The sequence below is a fragment of the Prevotella pectinovora genome, assembly GCF_041323955.1.
GTDB classification, from domain to species: domain Bacteria; phylum Bacteroidota; class Bacteroidia; order Bacteroidales; family Bacteroidaceae; genus Prevotella; species Prevotella pectinovora.
On the sequence record NZ_JBGLIV010000001.1, the window covers coordinates 2995224 to 3013511 of the forward strand.

The window sequence follows — 18288 nt, forward strand, 5'->3', positions numbered from 1 at the left end:
AACAAAATGAAGAATTTCAATAAATATATTATCGCGGCACTGCTCGGCGGAACGACGATGGGATTCACCTCATGCTCGCTCGACGAATATAATCCAAGCAATGAGGGTGCCGACGCGGTCTTCGTTACCGAGAAAGGTATGGAGAACCTCGTGAACCAGATGTATTACAACTTCCGTTGGAAATTCTACGGACGTGAGGACCCTTGCCTCTATATGGAGGGATCGGCCGACATCTGGCAGAACATCGGATCAAACTACGACTACGGTAAGCAGCTCACACGCTGCGTAGACCTGCAGGGCGACCGCGGACAGTTTGCCAACGTATGGAACCGTGTCTACGACAACATCAACGTCTGCAACACCATCATCGGCAGACTCGACGACTGCAAGGAACTGTCGGCAGACAAGAGAAGCGACTTCGAGGGCGAGGCAAAGTTCATGCGCTCCTACTGCTACTGGTGGCTTACTGAGTTCTTCGGCGACATAGAGCTCAAGCTCACTGAAACCAAGGACCCGGAGTTCACAGCCAAGCGCACCGACCGCAAGACAATCTACGACGAGGTGATCATCCCCGACGCCAAGTTCGCTGCAGAGAACCTGCCTGTCACTCCTTATGAGGGCAACGTAGGTCGTTCTACCAAGAAGGCAGCCAAGGCACTCCTCGCACGTGTTCTTCTGACCCGTGCACAGTATGAGGAGGCAGGAAGCGACGCTCAGAAGGCTTTCTATCAGCAGGCCCTCGATGCAGCCCTCGATGTGATAAACAACAAGGCAGCTCTCGGAATCAGAATCTATGACACTTACGATGAGATATGGCAGGCAAAGAATAACAAGACGAACACCGAGTATCTGTGGGTGGCTACGTTCTCATCAGTATCTTCACTGAATGCCGACTCCAAGCCAAACCGTCTGCACTCATACTTCTCTCCGAAGCTCGTGGGCAACGCCGGTATCCAGAACACACAGACATCGTTCGACTATCCGGCAGAGTCAACACTCCTCATGCCTACATATTATTTCATGAACCTCTGGGAGGATTGGGACGCTCGCTACGATGCCGACTTCCAGGAAGCCTTCATGAACCCGTCGAAGTATCCTTACAAGTGGAAAGAGGCTGAGGCCAACAAGTATAACCAGCCAGAGCTCAAGGACAAGAAATCAGCAGTGAACGACACTCTGCTCTATTTCACCCGCAAGCACATCAGCGACGAGACAAGCCGCAACTATGCCACTGTAGACATCGACGAGCTGTACGACACAGGCAACGTGAACGCTTATGGCGGCGCTCCTCTGCGCAACTACAAGACCGATGCTGCCAACTACGACTCCAAGACTTCGCAGTATATCGCCGCTTCATTCCCACGCTTCAGAAAATACCGTATCTGGGATGGTGATGAGAACGGAACTATTCTCCTTATGGACCAGAAGGCAAACCAGAAGGCAAGCCATGCCGACGTGCCGGTAATGCGCTATGCCGAGATGCCTCTCATCGCTGCCGAGTGCTATATCGCCCTTGGCAATCCGGGTGCCGCTGCCGACATGATCAACAACGAGATCCGTACGGCACGTGTAGTGAAGGCTGGCCACAGCCTGAGCGAGGCACAGGTGAATGCGTCACAGATGACAATCGATTGGATTATGGATGAGCGTGCCCGTGAGCTTTGCGGCGAGTGGCTGCGCTGGTTCGACATCAAGCGTGTTTACTCTCCACAGGGCAAGTTCGCTTCCACCATCATCGGCCGCAACCCGAGTATGACAAAAGACGACTGCATGCAGGAGTATCATGCCCTACGCCCGATTCCAAACACATTCCTCGACAAGCTCGAGAATGCGTCAGAGTTCGGTCAGAACCCTGGATACAATCCATATACGAAATAATGGCTGACGAGGAATTCCTCGTTGACTAGTAAAAAAATGCGGAGTGTCATGGTTACAACACTATCGGCACTCCGTCTTTTATTTAAATATAAACAAAGGACTATTTAAAAATTAAAGATTATGAAGAAAATTCTACTTTCAGCAATCGCCCTTATGGGTATGGTTTCAGCCAGCGCACAGGAGGCTACAACTCCTTACATCCTTTCTCAGGTTGAGGCAAACACTTATGCCGTTACGATGACAAACGATGAGATCACTGCCGCTTTCGATGCACAGTGGGTTGCAGACGCTTGGAATATCGGTGCCGCTCTTCCGGCAGGAACAGTGATGTTTGAGAACGACGACCTCGTCATCACAGCTGCCGTTGACAAGACTCCAGTATATACCGCAAACGGAAAGCTCTCTCAGATCAAGAAGGAGAATCCTGGTTATACTGGTTATGTTAATGCCGGTTCTACATTGGCTCAGAACAACTGGGAAGAAGGCATTACCATCCAGGACATTGCAGAGGTTAAGGCAAGCAACCATGGTATCGTTGCCGTTACACCTAAGAAGGCAGGTGTGTTGAGCTTCGGTGTTTATGCCGGCAACAACAGCCGTGAGATCGGTATCTACAAGCTCGCTACCGATGACGAGAAGGCAGAAGGCGAGTTCGGAGCAATGATCGCAACGAACAACTTCCGCAACGATGGTGAGAACGGAACCGTTGAGAATGCTCCAGCTTTTGTTGAGGCTCAGGTTGAGGCAGGTCGTCAGTATGCTTTGCTCGCTGGTGGCAACAAGAACCTCTGTCTGCATCAGATCAAGTTCGTTGCCCAGGGTGGTAGCGTTGACGGCATCAGTTCGGCAGAGACTACAACCGTAAAGAACATCACTGCCATCTACACACTGGCTGGCGCACAGGTGAGCAGCTTGCAGGACGGAGTGAACATCGTGAAGTATAGCGACGGCACATCAGCAAAGATCGTTAAGTAACAATCTCTCAATATGGACAATGTCCACACCGATTAGCGTATCGATGAAAAAACAACTCCCGTCAGGCATTTCGTCAGGCGGGAGTTTTTTTCGTCCTTCCTTTGAACTTGTCAGGGAAAATGCTATATTTGCAAAAAATACTTGGTTTATGACGAACGATGGTATAACGATACAAATGATTAGGGAAACGGCAAGTAAGATACTTCCCGTTGATGCCCGTGTAGTCCTTTTTGGGTCACGTGCAAGAAATACCGCACGTGAAGATTCCGACTGGGACTTGCTGATTATATTGAATAAAGACCGTCGCAGCGTGTCTGATATAGAAAAGTATGCATGCCCATTCATGGAATTGGGCTATGAGAACAATGAGGAGATAAATCCTGTCGTTTATACCCAAAAAGAATGGGATGAGCGTAAGTTGACTATGTTTCACCATAATGTAGAAAGAGAGGGCGTAGATTTATGGCATTAGATATAGAGTCTCAGAAAGAAATTGTCAAATATAGAGTAGAAAAGGCAGAAAAATAATACCCCTCCGGAGACCCAAATCTCAAAAAAAACTACTATAAACAAAACAATATGCTAAAGAAAATCAGAAATGCCGGTATCGCCGCTTTGGCGCTATTGGCGTTGCAGCCAGCCTATGCTACCATCGAGGGCAGTCTCGACCCCACGTCGGTAGTGGCGCAATGGAGCAACTCATCAACCTATCCGAAAGTCATCGACATTAATTTCAGCGACGCCACATGGCCCGACACCTGGAAGGGAGAGACAGGAGTAGACTGTCCCGACTTTGCCAAGGGCGGTTATGTCAATGCCGTGTTGAAAGTGGGAGCCAACAGCGGCACAGCCGTGCAGTATCCGGTGCTCTTCCACAACTGCACTTTCGCCACCAAGAAGTCATACAACGGTTTCGCCGGTGCCACGGCAGCCTTCTGCCGACAGTATTACCTCGGTCAGAACAAGACCGGCAACAGCACCGCCACATACAACGACTGGACCGTTGCCGGCCACACGCTCCATCTCGAAGACAACATCACATACGACGCCTCCGGCAACCCCAACTATGGCGAGGCAGGCTTCGTCCAGATGTGTCGCGACGCAGCTATCACAGATGCCGCCGGCAACAAGGTGTCGCAGCACGGATGGATAGAGATAGACCATATACCATACGTAGACCGTGTGCAGTGGTCGTGGTCGTCAACCTCCTGGGGCCGTGGCATAAAATGCGACTATAAGATTGGCGACGGCGAATGGAAACCGCTCGTATGGATGGGGTCAGAGAAACACAAGATGGGATGGACCGTCTTCTCCGACCAGGGCTATTTCATGGAGAACGTCATCAACGCCTCCGACGTGTCGCTCCGCTGGAGAGTGTGGGACGGCGAAGACCTCAAGAATCCCGTGCAGGTGGATGCCGACGGCAAATGTCCTTTCACCACCTCGCTCAACCCCTACGCCCAGATGCAGGCGCCACGCGTTCACAAGATACAGATTTTCGGCAGCGAGATAACCGCCGAACAGGCACAGTATGCCACAGACCATCCCGTATCTGACGTAGGCACCCTCTCCGACCTCGGCGGAGGCAGCGGTGAAGATGGTGAGACCGTCGCTCCCGACGACAATGCCGCCGTGGTGATATCCACCGTGGCACAAGACGGCACCGGCGACTACACCAAGATACAGGATGCCATCAATGCCATTCCCGAAGGTTCGCGTGGCATCATATACATCCGTCCGGGAGTGTATGAGGAGAACGTCTATGCCGGAAGGAAGAGCACGAAGAACAAATACTTCTCTCTCATCGGCGAAGACAAGCAGACCACCATCCTCACCTCTGGCGTAAGCCGCGGAAAAGGCAATGAGGACAATACCTACAACGACTGCGCCGCCCTCAATGTCTATGCCAGCCGCTTCTATGCCGAAAACCTCACCATCCGCAACACCAGCGGCAATGTGGGACAGGCAGAGGCGCTCTTCACCAACGGCGACGCCCATATCTTCAACAACTGCATCCTCAGCGGCTATCAGGACACCTATAAGGCAAATGTGGGAGCACGCGGCTATTTCACCAACTGCACCATAGAAGGCGCCACCGACTTCGTCTACGACGGAGGAATGGAATGGTTTGACAGTTGCCGTATCCACCTCCTCAAGGGAGGCGGCTATATCACGGCACCTGCCGAGAGCGGCATGCCGATGACCAAGGTGATGTATCCCGAGCTCAGTGCCGACAAGTTCTATCCCGGTCTCTTCTTCCGCAACTGCACGGTGACGGCAGCCGATGGCGTTGCCGACGGCGCATACTATCTCGGCAGACCATGGAAGGAAACCTGCGGAGCGATGTTCATCGGCTGCAAGCTCCCCAAGGCTATCAACGCCAAGGGATGGAAAGACTGGAGCGGCTCTGAAAACAAGGCATCGCTATACGAATACAAGAGCATCGATGCCGCTACGGGCAGTCTTGCCGACGTGTCGTCGCGTGCCAGCTTCTCACATCAGGCAACGGATGCCGAAGTGGAGGCATATATGAACCCTAAGTTCCTCTTTGCGAAATACAAGGATGAACCGTTCGACTACGAGAAAATTCTCCGTGGTGCGGCAGCGCCGATGAACTTTGTCGTGACCCCTAACGAGATCTCATGGGAGAGCGACGACAACGCTGCCGGATATATTATATATAAGGATGGCGCCTTCCTTCGTTTCACCACCGACCGCTCCCTCACCAAGGATGCTGCCGATGATGCCAGATACAGTGTGGCGTCGGTATCCAGGAAGGGAGTCGTGTCAAAGGCGGTCCTCGCTTCCGATGCTCTCCGCATTACGGCATTCCCTACGGCAGAAGGATTCGGGAAATATGCCACAGGAGGCCGTGGCGGTAGGGTGGTGAAGGTCACTTCGCTTGCCGACGACGGTTCGGAGGGCACCCTGCGCTGGGCGTTCCAGCAGTATCCCGGCGAACCTCTCACCATCGTGTTCGCCGTGAGCGGCGACATCCGTCTTGCCGACCAGCTCCGCATAAACCGTGCCGACTGGACACTCGCCGGACAGACAGCACCGGGCGACGGCATCGTCATCACCCACAACAAGATAAACTTGGGCGGATCGCAGAACTTCATCATCCGCAACGTGCGTTTTCGCTGCGGACAGAAGGATGTGAACGGACAGATTCTGCAGGACCAGGCACTCGGCGTGGAAAACTGCAACAACTACATCTTTGACCACTGCGTGGTGGGATGGTCGATGGAAGAGAACATGAACACCCAGGACTGCCACTTCCTCACCGTGCAGAACACCATCGTTCATGAAGGCCTCTACAATGCCGGCCACAAGAAGGGCAAACGAGGCTACGGCACCCAGTGGGGCGGTTCGCCGGCGTCTTATTATCGCAACCTGCTTGCCGACAACAAGTCGCGCTCGCCGCGTATCAACGGTGCCAGAGGCGAGGATTATGTTGTCTTCCTTGAGTATATAAACAATGTGAACTACAACTTCGGCGGCAACGGCGGATGCTACGGCGGCGAGAACACCGCCGACATAACATCATACAACGGTATGAACTCAGCCCACGAATGCAACTTCATCGGCAACTACTACAAGCCGGGACCTGCATCCAACAAGTCGGGTGTCGTGCTTGTCACTTCCAGCTACGCCCGAAGTGGCGCCACCTCCTGGGGACCGGCAAAATGGTATGTCAACGGCAACGTGATAGAGGGCGACGCCAACCGCACCGCCGACAACTGGAAGGCGATGAGTGCCGAGCATTATTCGCTCTCCGACATCAGAGTGGAAGAGCGCATCGTGCCGGAGCACAACTACTACAAGTATTCAAAGGCGGGCAACGTGGGCACCTACGACCCTGAGATGTATATGATATACAATGTGGAGAGTGGCGAACAGGCCTATCAGACCGTTCTCCGCACTGCCGGCACCATCCGTCGCGACGCCGTAGAGAAGCGTGTCGTTGAGGAGGCAACCACGGGAGTGAACCTCTACGGCGGTGCCACCTATGGTGCCAAGAAGGGAATCATCGACACCGAGGCTGATTGTGAAGGCTTCATACAGTATGCCACCGACTACACTGTGCCGACAGACACCGATGGCGACGGCATTCCCGACGACTGGGAGCGCCAGCATGGTCTCAATCCTGAAGTGGCAGACCAGAATATGGTCAATGCCCAGGGATACACGGCGCTTGAGGTATATCTCAACAGTCTGATGGGTGAGCAGCAGTCTTCTGAATTCCATGTCAACGCCATCCACTCCCTCCAGGCAGCTCCGCTTGTGGCATACGACCGCACTACCGCCACTCTGCGTGTCAGCCAGAATGCCGTGGGTGCAGTCCTCAAGGTGTATAACACCGCCGGACGCCTCCTTTCATCCCGACAGATCACGTCGGCCCTTACTTCCCTCTCCGATGTCAAGGCTCCCGTCTTCCTCGTCCGCATCGAGGGCAGCAAGGTGGCGCCACGTGTCATCAAGGTGGTGAAATAAGCTGATGTATCCAAAAAAAAGAATATCGCTCAGGTCTTTTTCTTGGGCGATATTTTTTTCCCATGCATTGGCAGAAGCCTGAAAGCAGGAATACGGATATTATAATATGCCATTATTGGGCAGCTGTCTGTCGTCAATTCTGCCCATCCGGGGTAAGCACCGTGCCCATGTTGGGTAAGCAGCGTACCCAAGTTGGGCAAGCATCGTGCCCATTTTTTGGTTAAAAGCCAGACAAAATCCAATCTTCTAAAAGACAAAATCCACGCAAGCCCTAATGACCGATTTGGGTTAAACACACGCTGAATTATTTCAGTCCAACAGATGTGCGTAATGTCTACACTCTTTCCGAAAAAACATCTTTTTGGCAACAAAATGTTATTTTTGTTCTAATTTTTTCTATTATTTTTTTGTTATATTAAAATATTTATTACTTTTGCATCCAGTACTATACAGATTGCTGCATGTTTTTCTATAAAAAACTAAAAACGGTGCATGTCCTATAGAAAGGAAGACGGAAACAGAAGGAAATCAGAGCATACCTTGTTACATCCCTATGGAATAACGAAGAAACACGACATATCGACATATTTGGAAAATAACTTAAACATATACTAATTTTTAAACTTTTTATTTATGAGAAAGACGTTACAAAGAACATTCGGACTTCTCTTCTTCGCGCTTGTTGGCGTGATGACGGGAACGGCCCAGAACTCTTTCCCGTATTCTGTCGATTTCACGACGGCTGGCGACCTCGCCGGCTGGACAGCCGTGGATGACAGTCCTACGAAGGGAGTTACTTGGGAGTATGGAACGGGAACGTACAGTCAGGCAGAAGCTACTTCTAAGATGTGTGCTATCATGAAAGAAGATGCTGCTTCTAAGCATGTTGATTATCTCGTTTCTCCAGAGTTTACCGCTACGGCAGGTGCTACCTATTATATTAGCATCAAGGCCCAGTATAAAGGTTATGCAAGGTGTGGCGTGCAGGCAGGCAAGAGCGCTACCGACATGTCGGCAAACGCAGTGATAAGTGATGACGTTTCGGGCTCGTTCGGTAAATATAATAATGGTTGGTTCGATTATAAGGGTGTTGAGCGCGCCAAAACGGCTAAGGTTGCTTATACGGCAACAGAGGACGGACCACTCTATTTCTCTCTCTATGCTCATTCTATGCTCGACGCTGATGACGGTGACTTCTTCTACGTTTACGGTATCGACATCGTGGAAGACAAACCAGGTCCTAAGGCATTGCCATATAGCGTAGATTTGGGCGACAACCAGAGAGGATGGGCAGCACTCGATGCAAGTGATGTTCCTGGCGTTACATGGGCAGCAGGTGAATTCTATGACAACACCTCTGATAAATATTTTCCTGGCGTTGTAAACAAGCACGACTGGGAAAACACATGGAACGACTACTATGTTTCTCCTGCTTTCACACTTGAGGCTGGCAAAAGCTATAAGGTGAAGACTCGTACATGGAAAAATACTGATCCGAGCGCATTCACACTCTCATTGATGCTTGGCACATCACAGACGGATGCAAGCACATTCCAGAAGATTACAGACCTCGAGATGCAGGCAGTCTACGATGCTACTGCTACTGAAGACCACGTGTTTGCCGTTGGAAAGGGCGGTGACTATAATCTGGCATTCCTCGCTACCACAACTACAGCTACCGACGAGGTGATAGCTCTCAGCTATTTCGATATCGCTGAGACTGATGAGACTCCAGAGATTACCATCGGTGGTGGCAGTGAAGGGCCTGAGACAACAGCTCTGCCATACAATATCACATTTGATTCTGCCGACAAGTTCGCTACATGGTCTACTCTCGACAACAGCGATGTTCCTGGCAAGACATGGGAGTTCAACACTTCTGACTTCGCTGGTAAGCCATCTGCATTCATGGGTCCTGACGCAGGTTCTGCAACTTGCGACTGGCTGATCTCTCCAAAATTCGAACTCAAGGAGGGTAAGTCTTATGTAATCAAGTTTGACGGTGCTACAGGTGCCGACAACAAACTCAACTTGCTGCTCGACTACTTCGTAGAGGAAATTAACAAGGACAACTTTAAGGCTATCGACTGGATTGGCGAGAAACTTCCTAAGATGGAAGGCGAAGAGGCTAAGACAGAATGGACTGTTGACATCAACAAGGATGGCGGATACTACTTCGCATTCCGTGCTCTCAACTGGACTCCAAACCAGGAGACCGACGCTATCAGCATCTATTCATTCAGCGTTGCAGAAGCACCGGAGGGTGAGCCGGAAACACCGGTTGCTCTTCCATACGAGACTTCATTCCTTGAGGAGACAGGCGCAGCAGGCTGGACAGCTATGGACCGCAGCGACAACGTAAGCTCTACATGGTCTTGGAACTCTTGGGGCTATACAGAGTATGACGAAAACTGGCAGCAAGTAGGTGATACCCACCCATGTGTTGGCTTTAGCTCAGACTGGGACACCAATGCCAACGATTATTTCGTTTCTCCATTGTTCACTCTCGAGGCCGGCAAGACATACGTTGTGAAGACTCACACTGCTACTAACAGATCTTGCTTCAACGGCAAGACAACTTCATTCTCTATGAAGCTTGGAACCAACAAGAAGGTTCAGGGCACATTCACACAGTCTATCGGCGATATCGAGCTCAACACAGTTTACGACCGTGATCCGAGCGTATTCGAGTTCTCTGTTGAGGAATCTGGCAACTACTATGTGGCTTACAACATCTCTGACCCTGACGGAAGCAAGGCTTATGGTTACATCTTCGACTTCTCTATCGCTGAGAAGGTAGTACCGGACGTGACAGCAGAGCTTCCTTACGAAATCACATTCGACTCTGCCGACAAGTTCGCTACATGGTCTACTCTCGACAACAGCGATGTTCCTGGCAAGACATGGGAGTTCAACGCTTCTGACTTCGCTGGTAAGCCATCTGCATTCATGGGTCCTGACGCAGGTTCTGCAACTTGCGACTGGCTGATCTCTCCAAAATTCGAACTCAAGGAGGGTAAGACTTATGTCATCAAGATGGATGGTGCTACAGGTGCCGACAACGCTACAAGCGTGATCCTCGACTACTTCGTAGGTTCTAAGGATAAGGACAATTTCAAGTCTATTACTTGGATTGGCGAGAAACTTCCTAAGATGGAAGGCGAAGAGGCTAAGACAGAATGGACTGTTGACATCAACAAGGATGGCAGCTACTACTTCGCATTCCGTGCTCTCAACCATACTCCAAACCAGGAGACCGACGCTATCAGCATCTATTCTTTCAGCGTTACAGAAGCACCAGAGGGTGAGCCTGAAACACCGGTTGCTCTTCCATACGAGACTTCATTCCTTGAGGAGACAGGCGCAGCAGGCTGGACAGCTATGGACCGCAGCGACAAAGTAAGCTCTACATGGTCTTGGAACTCTTGGGGCTATACAGAGTATGACGAAAACTGGCAGCAAGTTGGTGAGACCCACCCATGTGTTGGCTTCAGCTCAGACTGGGACAGCAATGCCAACGATTATTTCGTTTCTCCATTGTTCACTCTCGAGGCCGGCAAGACATACGTTGTGAAGACTCACACTGCTACTAACAGATCTTGCTTCAACGACAAGACGACTTCATTCACTATGAAGCTTGGAACCAACAAGAAGGTTCAGGGCACATTCACTCAGTCTATCGGCGATATCGAGCTCAACACAGTTTACGACCGTGATCCGAGCGTATTCGAGTTCACTGTTGAGGAATCTGGCAACTACTATGTGGCTTACAACATCTCTGACCCTGACGGAAAGAAGGCTTATGGTTACATCTTCGACTTCTCTCTCGCTGAGAAGACTGCAGAGGTTCAGCCGGTGGCTACAGCTGCTGTTACAGACCTCGCCGCTACAGAGGCTGGTGATCTCAAGACTATCAAACTGAAGTGGAAGAACCCGACCAAGGACGTTGACGGCAACGACCTCGCTGCTGACGCAGAGCTTTCAGTCAAGGTATTCGAGGGCGAGACTCTTCTTACTACTGTTGCAGGCGCTCCTGGCGCAGAGGGCAGCTATTCTTACGAGCCAGAGACATACGCTGGTCTCCACGAGTATAAGGTTGTCGTAGTTTACAACGAGCTTGAGTCTGAGGCTGCTACAGCTACTCTTACAGTGGTAGTTAACGGTATCAACGGTGCTATCGTTATCCCAGCCGGTGCTGAGGTTTCTGTACGCACACTTGGTGGAGCATTGGTTGGCAACAACTTCTCTACTCTCGCCAAGGGTACATACCTCGTTACAGTGAAGACTGTTGACGGTAAGGTGAAGACAATGAAGGTTACAAAGTAATGAAGGCAATGAAGGTTACAAAGTAATCTGAATTCCCATAACAAATGATTGCCGCCCGGCATCCCCTTTCGGTGGATGTCGGGCGGTTTTACAAATTCTGATGTTTATTATAAGCTGTCTTTTGGAGCATGTTCTGCCTTCGTGGTGTCGCGCTTTATCTCCTCGGCTTTCATTTTCTCACGCTTAATTTCCGTGGAGTCTGGTTGGGGGAAGAGTTCCGGATGAGCTTCGCGCCAGTTCACCTCCTTGTCTCTCTTTCCCGGCAATACTATCACCGGCATGCCTTTAGTGACAAACTTCACCAGTTCGAGGATATTCTCATTCTTTATTCTCACGCATCCGTGGCTGCGTCTGCCGCCCACCGACCATGGAGCATCGGTGCCGTGGATGCCCGTGGAGTTGAATCCCGGAGTCACGATGCGGAAGAAGCGCGGACCATATTGTCCCGGGTTCTCGCTGCGCACGCCATTCTCGTCGGTATAGTGCCAGTTCTCGCTGTTCTGCACCTTGCCCGCCCTGAAGAAACCCTCCGGCGTGCGGCAGTCGCCCCTGCTCCTCTTGTTGCCGAATCCCTTTCCGCAGGCACAGGTGTACGACTTGCGCAGCACACCGTAGCGGTCGAACAGCTTCACCTTCATGTCGCCCTTGTCCACGATGATGAAATATTCGTATTCACTGTTGAGCAGACGGTTGCAGTAGTCCAGACTGTCGTGTGCCATCTTGTGCATGATGCCGGCGGCATAGCGGTCTTTGTCCGGCGACTCGTTCATATATTCTATCGCCTCCTCGGCAGTGCTGAACTTATGCTTTATCTTTATCGGTTCTTCCTCAATCTCCTCAATCTCGTTGGCAGATGCCAGCGGACCGTCATCCTGGGCCATCTCGTTGCCTTTGTTCGACGGCGAGCAAGCCTGCATTATCAGAGTCAGTATCGTGAGGAATATGGATAGGCGTATCGCTTTCATGTTTGTTTGATAAGATGTCATGTCTGTTTAATGTTTATTTGTTTGGTCTTTCTTTTTATAAGTTACTGTCATATTTCTTTTCTTGTTCAACCTAAATCGGTCATTAGGCCGTTCAATGTAATATATTTGCCATCCCATAGACAGAAATCTCGGTTCCCATCTTTAAGTGGTTGGTGAAGGCAAGCCCTTCTTTCGACTGCAAAGATAATGAAAAAAGCTGACATTCTTTTCGTTTTCCTTTTCAAAGCGCATTTCCGTTATGTCGGAAAAGCCCTGATTTGCGGCATTTTACCGAATAATCCACCAAGTTTGTGCATTTTTCCCCGTGCTTAGCAACCTTAACCGCTAATTTTGCAGTCACTATTACTAACCAAATCAAAATCATACAACGAAGATGAAATTGAGATTCATTGCAGCAGCCGCTGTGGCTGCATGCACTGCATTATGTGTGCAGGCGAGAAAGGTGCATACCATAGGCGACAGCACTATGGCGACCTATGACCCGAACACCACCGTGACGAGAGGATGGGGACAGATGTTCCAGCAGTTCTTCAAGGGTGATGTCACCGTGAACAACCGTGCCAAGAATGGTGCCAGCAGCAAGAGCTTCTATAAGGAGAGCGCCTACTGGCAGTCGGTGAAGAAACAGATAGAGCCAGGTGACTACGTGCTCATTCAGTTTGCCCACAACGACGAGAAGAGCAACGGATGCGACGGCGACGAGCTGAAAGCTTACTATCAGAGCATCGGCGATGAGGCAAAGGCAAATGCCTGCGACTATCGTGGAACTACAGCCAGCGGCACCTATAAGGACTATCTGCGCAAGTATGTGGAAGAAACTCGCGCCTTGGGCGCCACACCAGTGCTGGTGGGTGCGATATGCCGAAAATATTTCGACGGGAGCACCATTCGCAGAAACGGACGCCACGACCTCGGCGACAAGTTCGACAAGATAGAAGGCGGTAAGCTCACTACCGGCAACAAAGTGGCTGCCGACGACCATACATACGACTATCCATACCAGATGCAGGAGGTGGCAAAGGAACTGGGAGTGCAGTATCTCGATCTCACCACAGCCACAAAGGAACTCTATGAAAGCTATGGCGACGCCAAAGCCAACGCCCTGCTCTTCGACGGCAACGGCAGCACCCACACCTCGGCGATGGGAGCCACGCTGATAGCCCGTCTGGCTGCACAGCTCATGCAGAAGGCTGGAATACTGACAGAGAACATCAACCTGACGAGCGACTTCAGCGTGAATCCCTCAACTGTAGACCTCGGACAGGCATACAAGGGACAAACGGTGGTGAGAGAAGTGTCGGTAAACGGCTTCGACCTCGTGCCAGCCGAAGGCAATGTGAGCATCACGGCGAGCAACGGACTGAAGGTTTCTGCCGACGGCAGCGACTATTCATCCACAGCAACTCTGACCTACAAGGAAGGCAATCTTATCGGTTCCTTCAAGACAAGCTATGAGTTCGCCACAGCCGGCGACATCAATGAGTGTATCACCGTGAGCTGCGGCGACAAGACAGTCACCATCCCTGTAGTGGGCAAGTGTGTGGAACTTGCCGACGGAGTGGCAGCATCGGCATATTGGAGACTCGAGAAAGACGACAACTGCACCGTTGAAGGTCCGGTAGACCCTATCGGCGAGACATACAGCGAGATGAAACTCCAGAAATATTCCAGTCCAAACGCTAATACCACATGGCCCGAGGGCACAGGCTTTGATGCCACCCGCAAGACGCAGCGCAACATCATCGAGGGCGAGTCGTGGCCGGCAGGCGAAATCGACGAGGTTTCTACACGATGGATAGAGTTCGCGGTGAAGCCAGCCAAGGGTACCACTTTCAACGTGAACGAGATAAGCCTCTATGTGTGTGGATGCGGAGGCAACGGAATGCACTGCAAGATTTACTACTCTAAGGAGGCAGACTTCGCCAATGCCGTTAATATCGCCGACTTCTCTGGTTCGATGAAAGCCAACGACATGATGGAGGTAAAGGCAACACCCGTGATAGAACTCTCTGAGGGCGAGACGCTACGCTTGCGCGTATATCCTTGGTATGGCAGCGCAGCAACTGGCAAGACCATCTGTCTGAGCGACGTAAAGGTGGCAGGAGTGGCAGTAAGCGCCACAAATGGAGTGAAGAGCGTGGAAAGCTCGGAGCTGAAACCGGAGAAGATATACTACAGTCTCGACGGCATTCGTCAGAACGGCATTCTTGACGGTCTGAACATTGTGGTGGAGAACGGAGTGGCAAGAAAAATAATGAAATGAACAAACAGATTCTCAATATGAAAAAGACCACATTATCCCGAATTATCGTCATGGTCCTCGTAGCATGGATGGGACTGGGCGGTGCAATGGCGGCAGACGTCATCGATGCCAAAGACGCCACTATAAAATGGGCGTTTGACAAAAGTGCCGACAATGCGTCGGCTGCAGAGATATCCGTAGACGGAGCCATCTCGACTTCAAGTTTCTCGCTGGGCGAGAAACTGTATTTCAACGGACTGCAAAGCGGACTCTCAAAACTGAATCCGACAGAAAAGATAAGCAATGCCCGCGACGATGCATCATACGTAGTATTCAGCATCGTGCCAAAGAAAGGAGTCACCTTCACACCGAAGAGCGTAGCCTTCAAATCGCAGAAATGCGGTACCAGCGGCGGTACGCTCGACGTGGTGGCCCGATGCGGCGAGAAGAGCGAGGAACTCGTGAAGGGTTTCGCCCCGGAGCGCAACAGCGTGTCGGAGTCGAAGCTCGACATCACTTCACTCACAGGAGAGAGCGACAAGGTTGAACTGTATTTCTATGTGTATAATCTCGCTAACAACAAGCAGCTCGCCCTTGGCGACGTGGTGGTGACAGGCGATCTGAACGGTACTCCGGTCACTGTGCCCGTATATACGCTGAGCGTAGGGACAGCCGACGAGGCTGCCGGCACCGTCACCGTGAATCCGGCAGGCGACAAGTTTGACGAAGGCACGGTAGTCACTGTGAGCACTACCGAGAACTTCGGCTATCATTTCTCAGGATGGGCAGGAGCCGACAATGCCATCGTGTCTACCGACAATCCATACACCTTTGAGCTGACGGCAAACACATCGCTCACCGCAACATATACGAAGAACAATGTATACGCCCTGAACCTGACACTGCAGGGAGGAGCAAATGCCAACCTCGTGACATTCTCGCCAGAAGGCAATGTGGTGGACGGAGTGCATCACTATGAAGAAGGAACCGACGTGAAGCTCACGGCACAGGACAACCGTATCCTCACCTTCATCAACTGGGACGACAACTCGACAGACAAAGAACGCGAAGTGAAGATGGACGGAGAGAAGAACCTTACGGCAAACTTCTCTTGCACAGACTATATAGTGGGCTGGGACCTCTATAGCGACACACCGTCGCAGGAGCGTGCTGCCGACTACAAGGCAGAGAGCGACAACGCCGGACTCCTCTCGCTGCGCAACGAAGCCGGCAATACCACATCATGGCTTGCATGCGGAGCAGGTAAAGGCGGACAGAACGGTAAGTATGCCGCACGCTGCTGGAGAAAACTCACCGACAAATATTATTTTGAACTGTCATTCTCAACACTGGGATACACCAACGTGGTGCTGTCGGCTGCCGTAGGCGACGACTTCAACGCACACAGTATCGTAAACGCACAATACTCTATCGACGGAACAAACTATACCACCTTCGGCACATATAACCTGCCGGCCCGCGGATGGGACTCTGAAGAATTCGCCCTGCCGGCAGAGGCAAACGGACAGAAGCTTGTGAATGTGCGCTTTCTGCCAGACTATGACTCACCGCTCGTGGGATCAACAGGCGACTACGACGGACTGGCTGTGGCGGAGATTTTCCTGCTCGCCGACAAGGAAATCGTGGAAGACAACGAGGCACCGAAACTCATCTCGACAATCCCTGCCAATGATGCAGCCGACGCATCGGCAACAGGATCTGTGATACTGACATTCGATGAGAAAGTGGTGGCTGCAGAAGGAAGCAAGGCAACGCTCAATGGAGAGGCTTTGAAACCGACGGTGAGCGGCAAGACCGTGGTATATCAGTACAGCGGACTGAGATATGCCACTGCTTATACTTTCACATTGCCGGCAGGAATGATTCTCGACCGCAACGGAAACGCTTTCTCGGGCACAGAGATACATTTCACCACTATGGAGCGCCAGCAGCCAGAACTGCGTGTCTATGACGCAGTGGTGGCACAAGACGGCACCGGAGACTACACCACTGTGCAGGCTGCCATCGACGCCGCACCGCAGAACAGAGTGAAGCCATGGCTCATATTCATAAAGAAAGGTACATACAAAGAGCATGTTGACCTGCCGGTAACAAAGCCATATCTGCACTTCATCGGACAGGGACGCGACAAGGTGTTTATCAGTGATGACAAACTTTGCGGCGGACCAAACGCACTGAGCGTGGACAAGGGAGCTACATTCGTGGCACACGCCGCCAACCTGTATTTCGAGGGATTGAGTTTCGTGAATTCATACGGAGTGGAGAAGAACGACGGTCCGCAGGCGCTCGCCCTAAACACCGAGAACGACCGCATCGTGTTCAACAACGTGGGAATGTACAGTTATCAGGATACGTGGATAACTACAAGCAAATCCAACTATCGCCACTACGTGAAGAACTCCTTCATCGAGGGAGCCGTAGACTTCATCTACAACAGCGGCGACGTTTATCTCGACAACGACACAATCAATATCGTGCGCAAGAGCGGAGGATACATCGTGGCACCATCACACCAGAAAGACGTGAAGTGGGGATACGTGTTCATGAACAACGTGATAACGGCTCCTGGCGTACCGTCAGAAACATCGGTATGGCTTGGCAGACCTTGGCACAACTTCCCGAAGACCGTTTTCATCAACACGAAGGCTGAGGTGACGATACCTGCCACGGGATGGTATGAAACGATGGGCGGACTGCCTGTGCTGTGGGCTGACTACAACACTATGGACGCCGAAGGCAACCCTGTGGATCTCTCTCACCGCCGTGATACCTATTATTATATGAACGGCGACACAAAGGTGGAAGGCAAGGCAAAGAACTTCCTCACCGACGAGGAGGCAGCACAATATACGGTGAAGAACGTGCTCAGCGGTTCTGACAATTGGCAACCGGAGCTGATTACCGAGGCTTGTGAGTCGCCAGCACCTGTAGTTGAGGGCGGAATGCTGAAATGGCAGCCTGTGCCATATGCCATCTGCTATGTGATAACGAAAAACGGCAACGTGGAAGGATTCACTACTGCCACATCATGCGAATATGAGGCAGGCAACGAATACCTGATACAGGCTGTGAACGAATACGGCGGACTGAGTAAGGCTGCCAAGGCAGACCAGACATCGGCAGTGGGCTCCGTAGAGACTGCTGGCGACACATTCAAGGCTACTGCTGTATATACAATCGATGGCAAAAGAATTGCTGATACGGCAAAAGGCATCAATGTCATTACTGACGGCAAGACATCGAGAAAAGTAGTGATGAAATAAAAAACAGTTGGTAGATTATTTATAAGTAGTCCAAATCTGGTTTCAGATTTGAGTAAAAGATTGTCTGGGGATTCCATGTGATGTGGCGTTCCCAGATTTTCTT

8 protein-coding genes are annotated in these 18288 nt (G+C 51.3%); 7 read left to right on the forward strand and 1 reads right to left on the reverse strand.

Annotated features, from left to right (window positions below; all coding sequences use genetic code 11):
* The first annotated feature begins 6 nt into the window (after nucleotides 1-6).
* The 5 genes from ACDC99_RS11815 (at nucleotide 7) to ACDC99_RS11835 (ending at nucleotide 11673) form a co-directional block, all read left to right on the forward strand.
* Entirely contained in the window at nucleotides 7-1878 is a 1872-nt protein-coding gene (locus ACDC99_RS11815; RefSeq protein WP_370756804.1) for a RagB/SusD family nutrient uptake outer membrane protein, read from the forward strand.
* Between the two features lie 120 nt (nucleotides 1879-1998).
* Nucleotides 1999-2853 (forward strand): hypothetical protein, encoded by an 855-nt coding sequence (locus tag ACDC99_RS11820; RefSeq protein WP_370756806.1) that lies wholly within the window; start codon nucleotides 1999-2001, stop codon nucleotides 2851-2853.
* 43 nt (nucleotides 2854-2896) lie between these two features.
* Nucleotides 2897-3325, forward strand: coding sequence for a nucleotidyltransferase domain-containing protein (locus tag ACDC99_RS11825; protein ID WP_231556887.1), 429 nt, complete (start codon nucleotides 2897-2899; stop codon nucleotides 3323-3325).
* A gap of 107 nt (nucleotides 3326-3432) precedes the next feature.
* Complete coding sequence (locus ACDC99_RS11830; RefSeq protein ID WP_370756807.1) at nucleotides 3433-7347, forward strand: pectinesterase family protein; 3915 nt, start codon at nucleotides 3433-3435, stop codon at nucleotides 7345-7347.
* 633 nt (nucleotides 7348-7980) lie between these two features.
* On the forward strand, nucleotides 7981-11673 hold the full coding sequence (locus ACDC99_RS11835; protein WP_370756808.1) for a choice-of-anchor J domain-containing protein: 3693 nt from the start codon (nucleotides 7981-7983) through the stop codon (nucleotides 11671-11673).
* Nucleotides 11674-11780: 107 nt separating this feature from the next.
* Here the strand turns inward: ACDC99_RS11835 and ACDC99_RS11840 are convergent, their stop codons facing one another.
* Entirely contained in the window at nucleotides 11781-12638 is an 858-nt protein-coding gene (locus tag ACDC99_RS11840) for a L,D-transpeptidase (RefSeq protein ID WP_052485431.1), read from the reverse strand.
* 394 nt (nucleotides 12639-13032) lie between these two features.
* Here ACDC99_RS11840 and ACDC99_RS11845 point away from each other — a divergent pair, with 394 nt between their 5' ends.
* Entirely contained in the window at nucleotides 13033-14922 is a 1890-nt protein-coding gene (locus ACDC99_RS11845; protein WP_370756809.1) for a rhamnogalacturonan acetylesterase, read from the forward strand.
* Entirely contained in the window at nucleotides 14919-18185 is a 3267-nt protein-coding gene (locus ACDC99_RS11850; RefSeq protein ID WP_022316508.1) for a pectinesterase family protein, read from the forward strand. The genes ACDC99_RS11845 and ACDC99_RS11850 overlap by 4 nt, the downstream gene beginning before the upstream one ends.
* Nucleotides 18186-18288 lie beyond the last annotated feature (103 nt).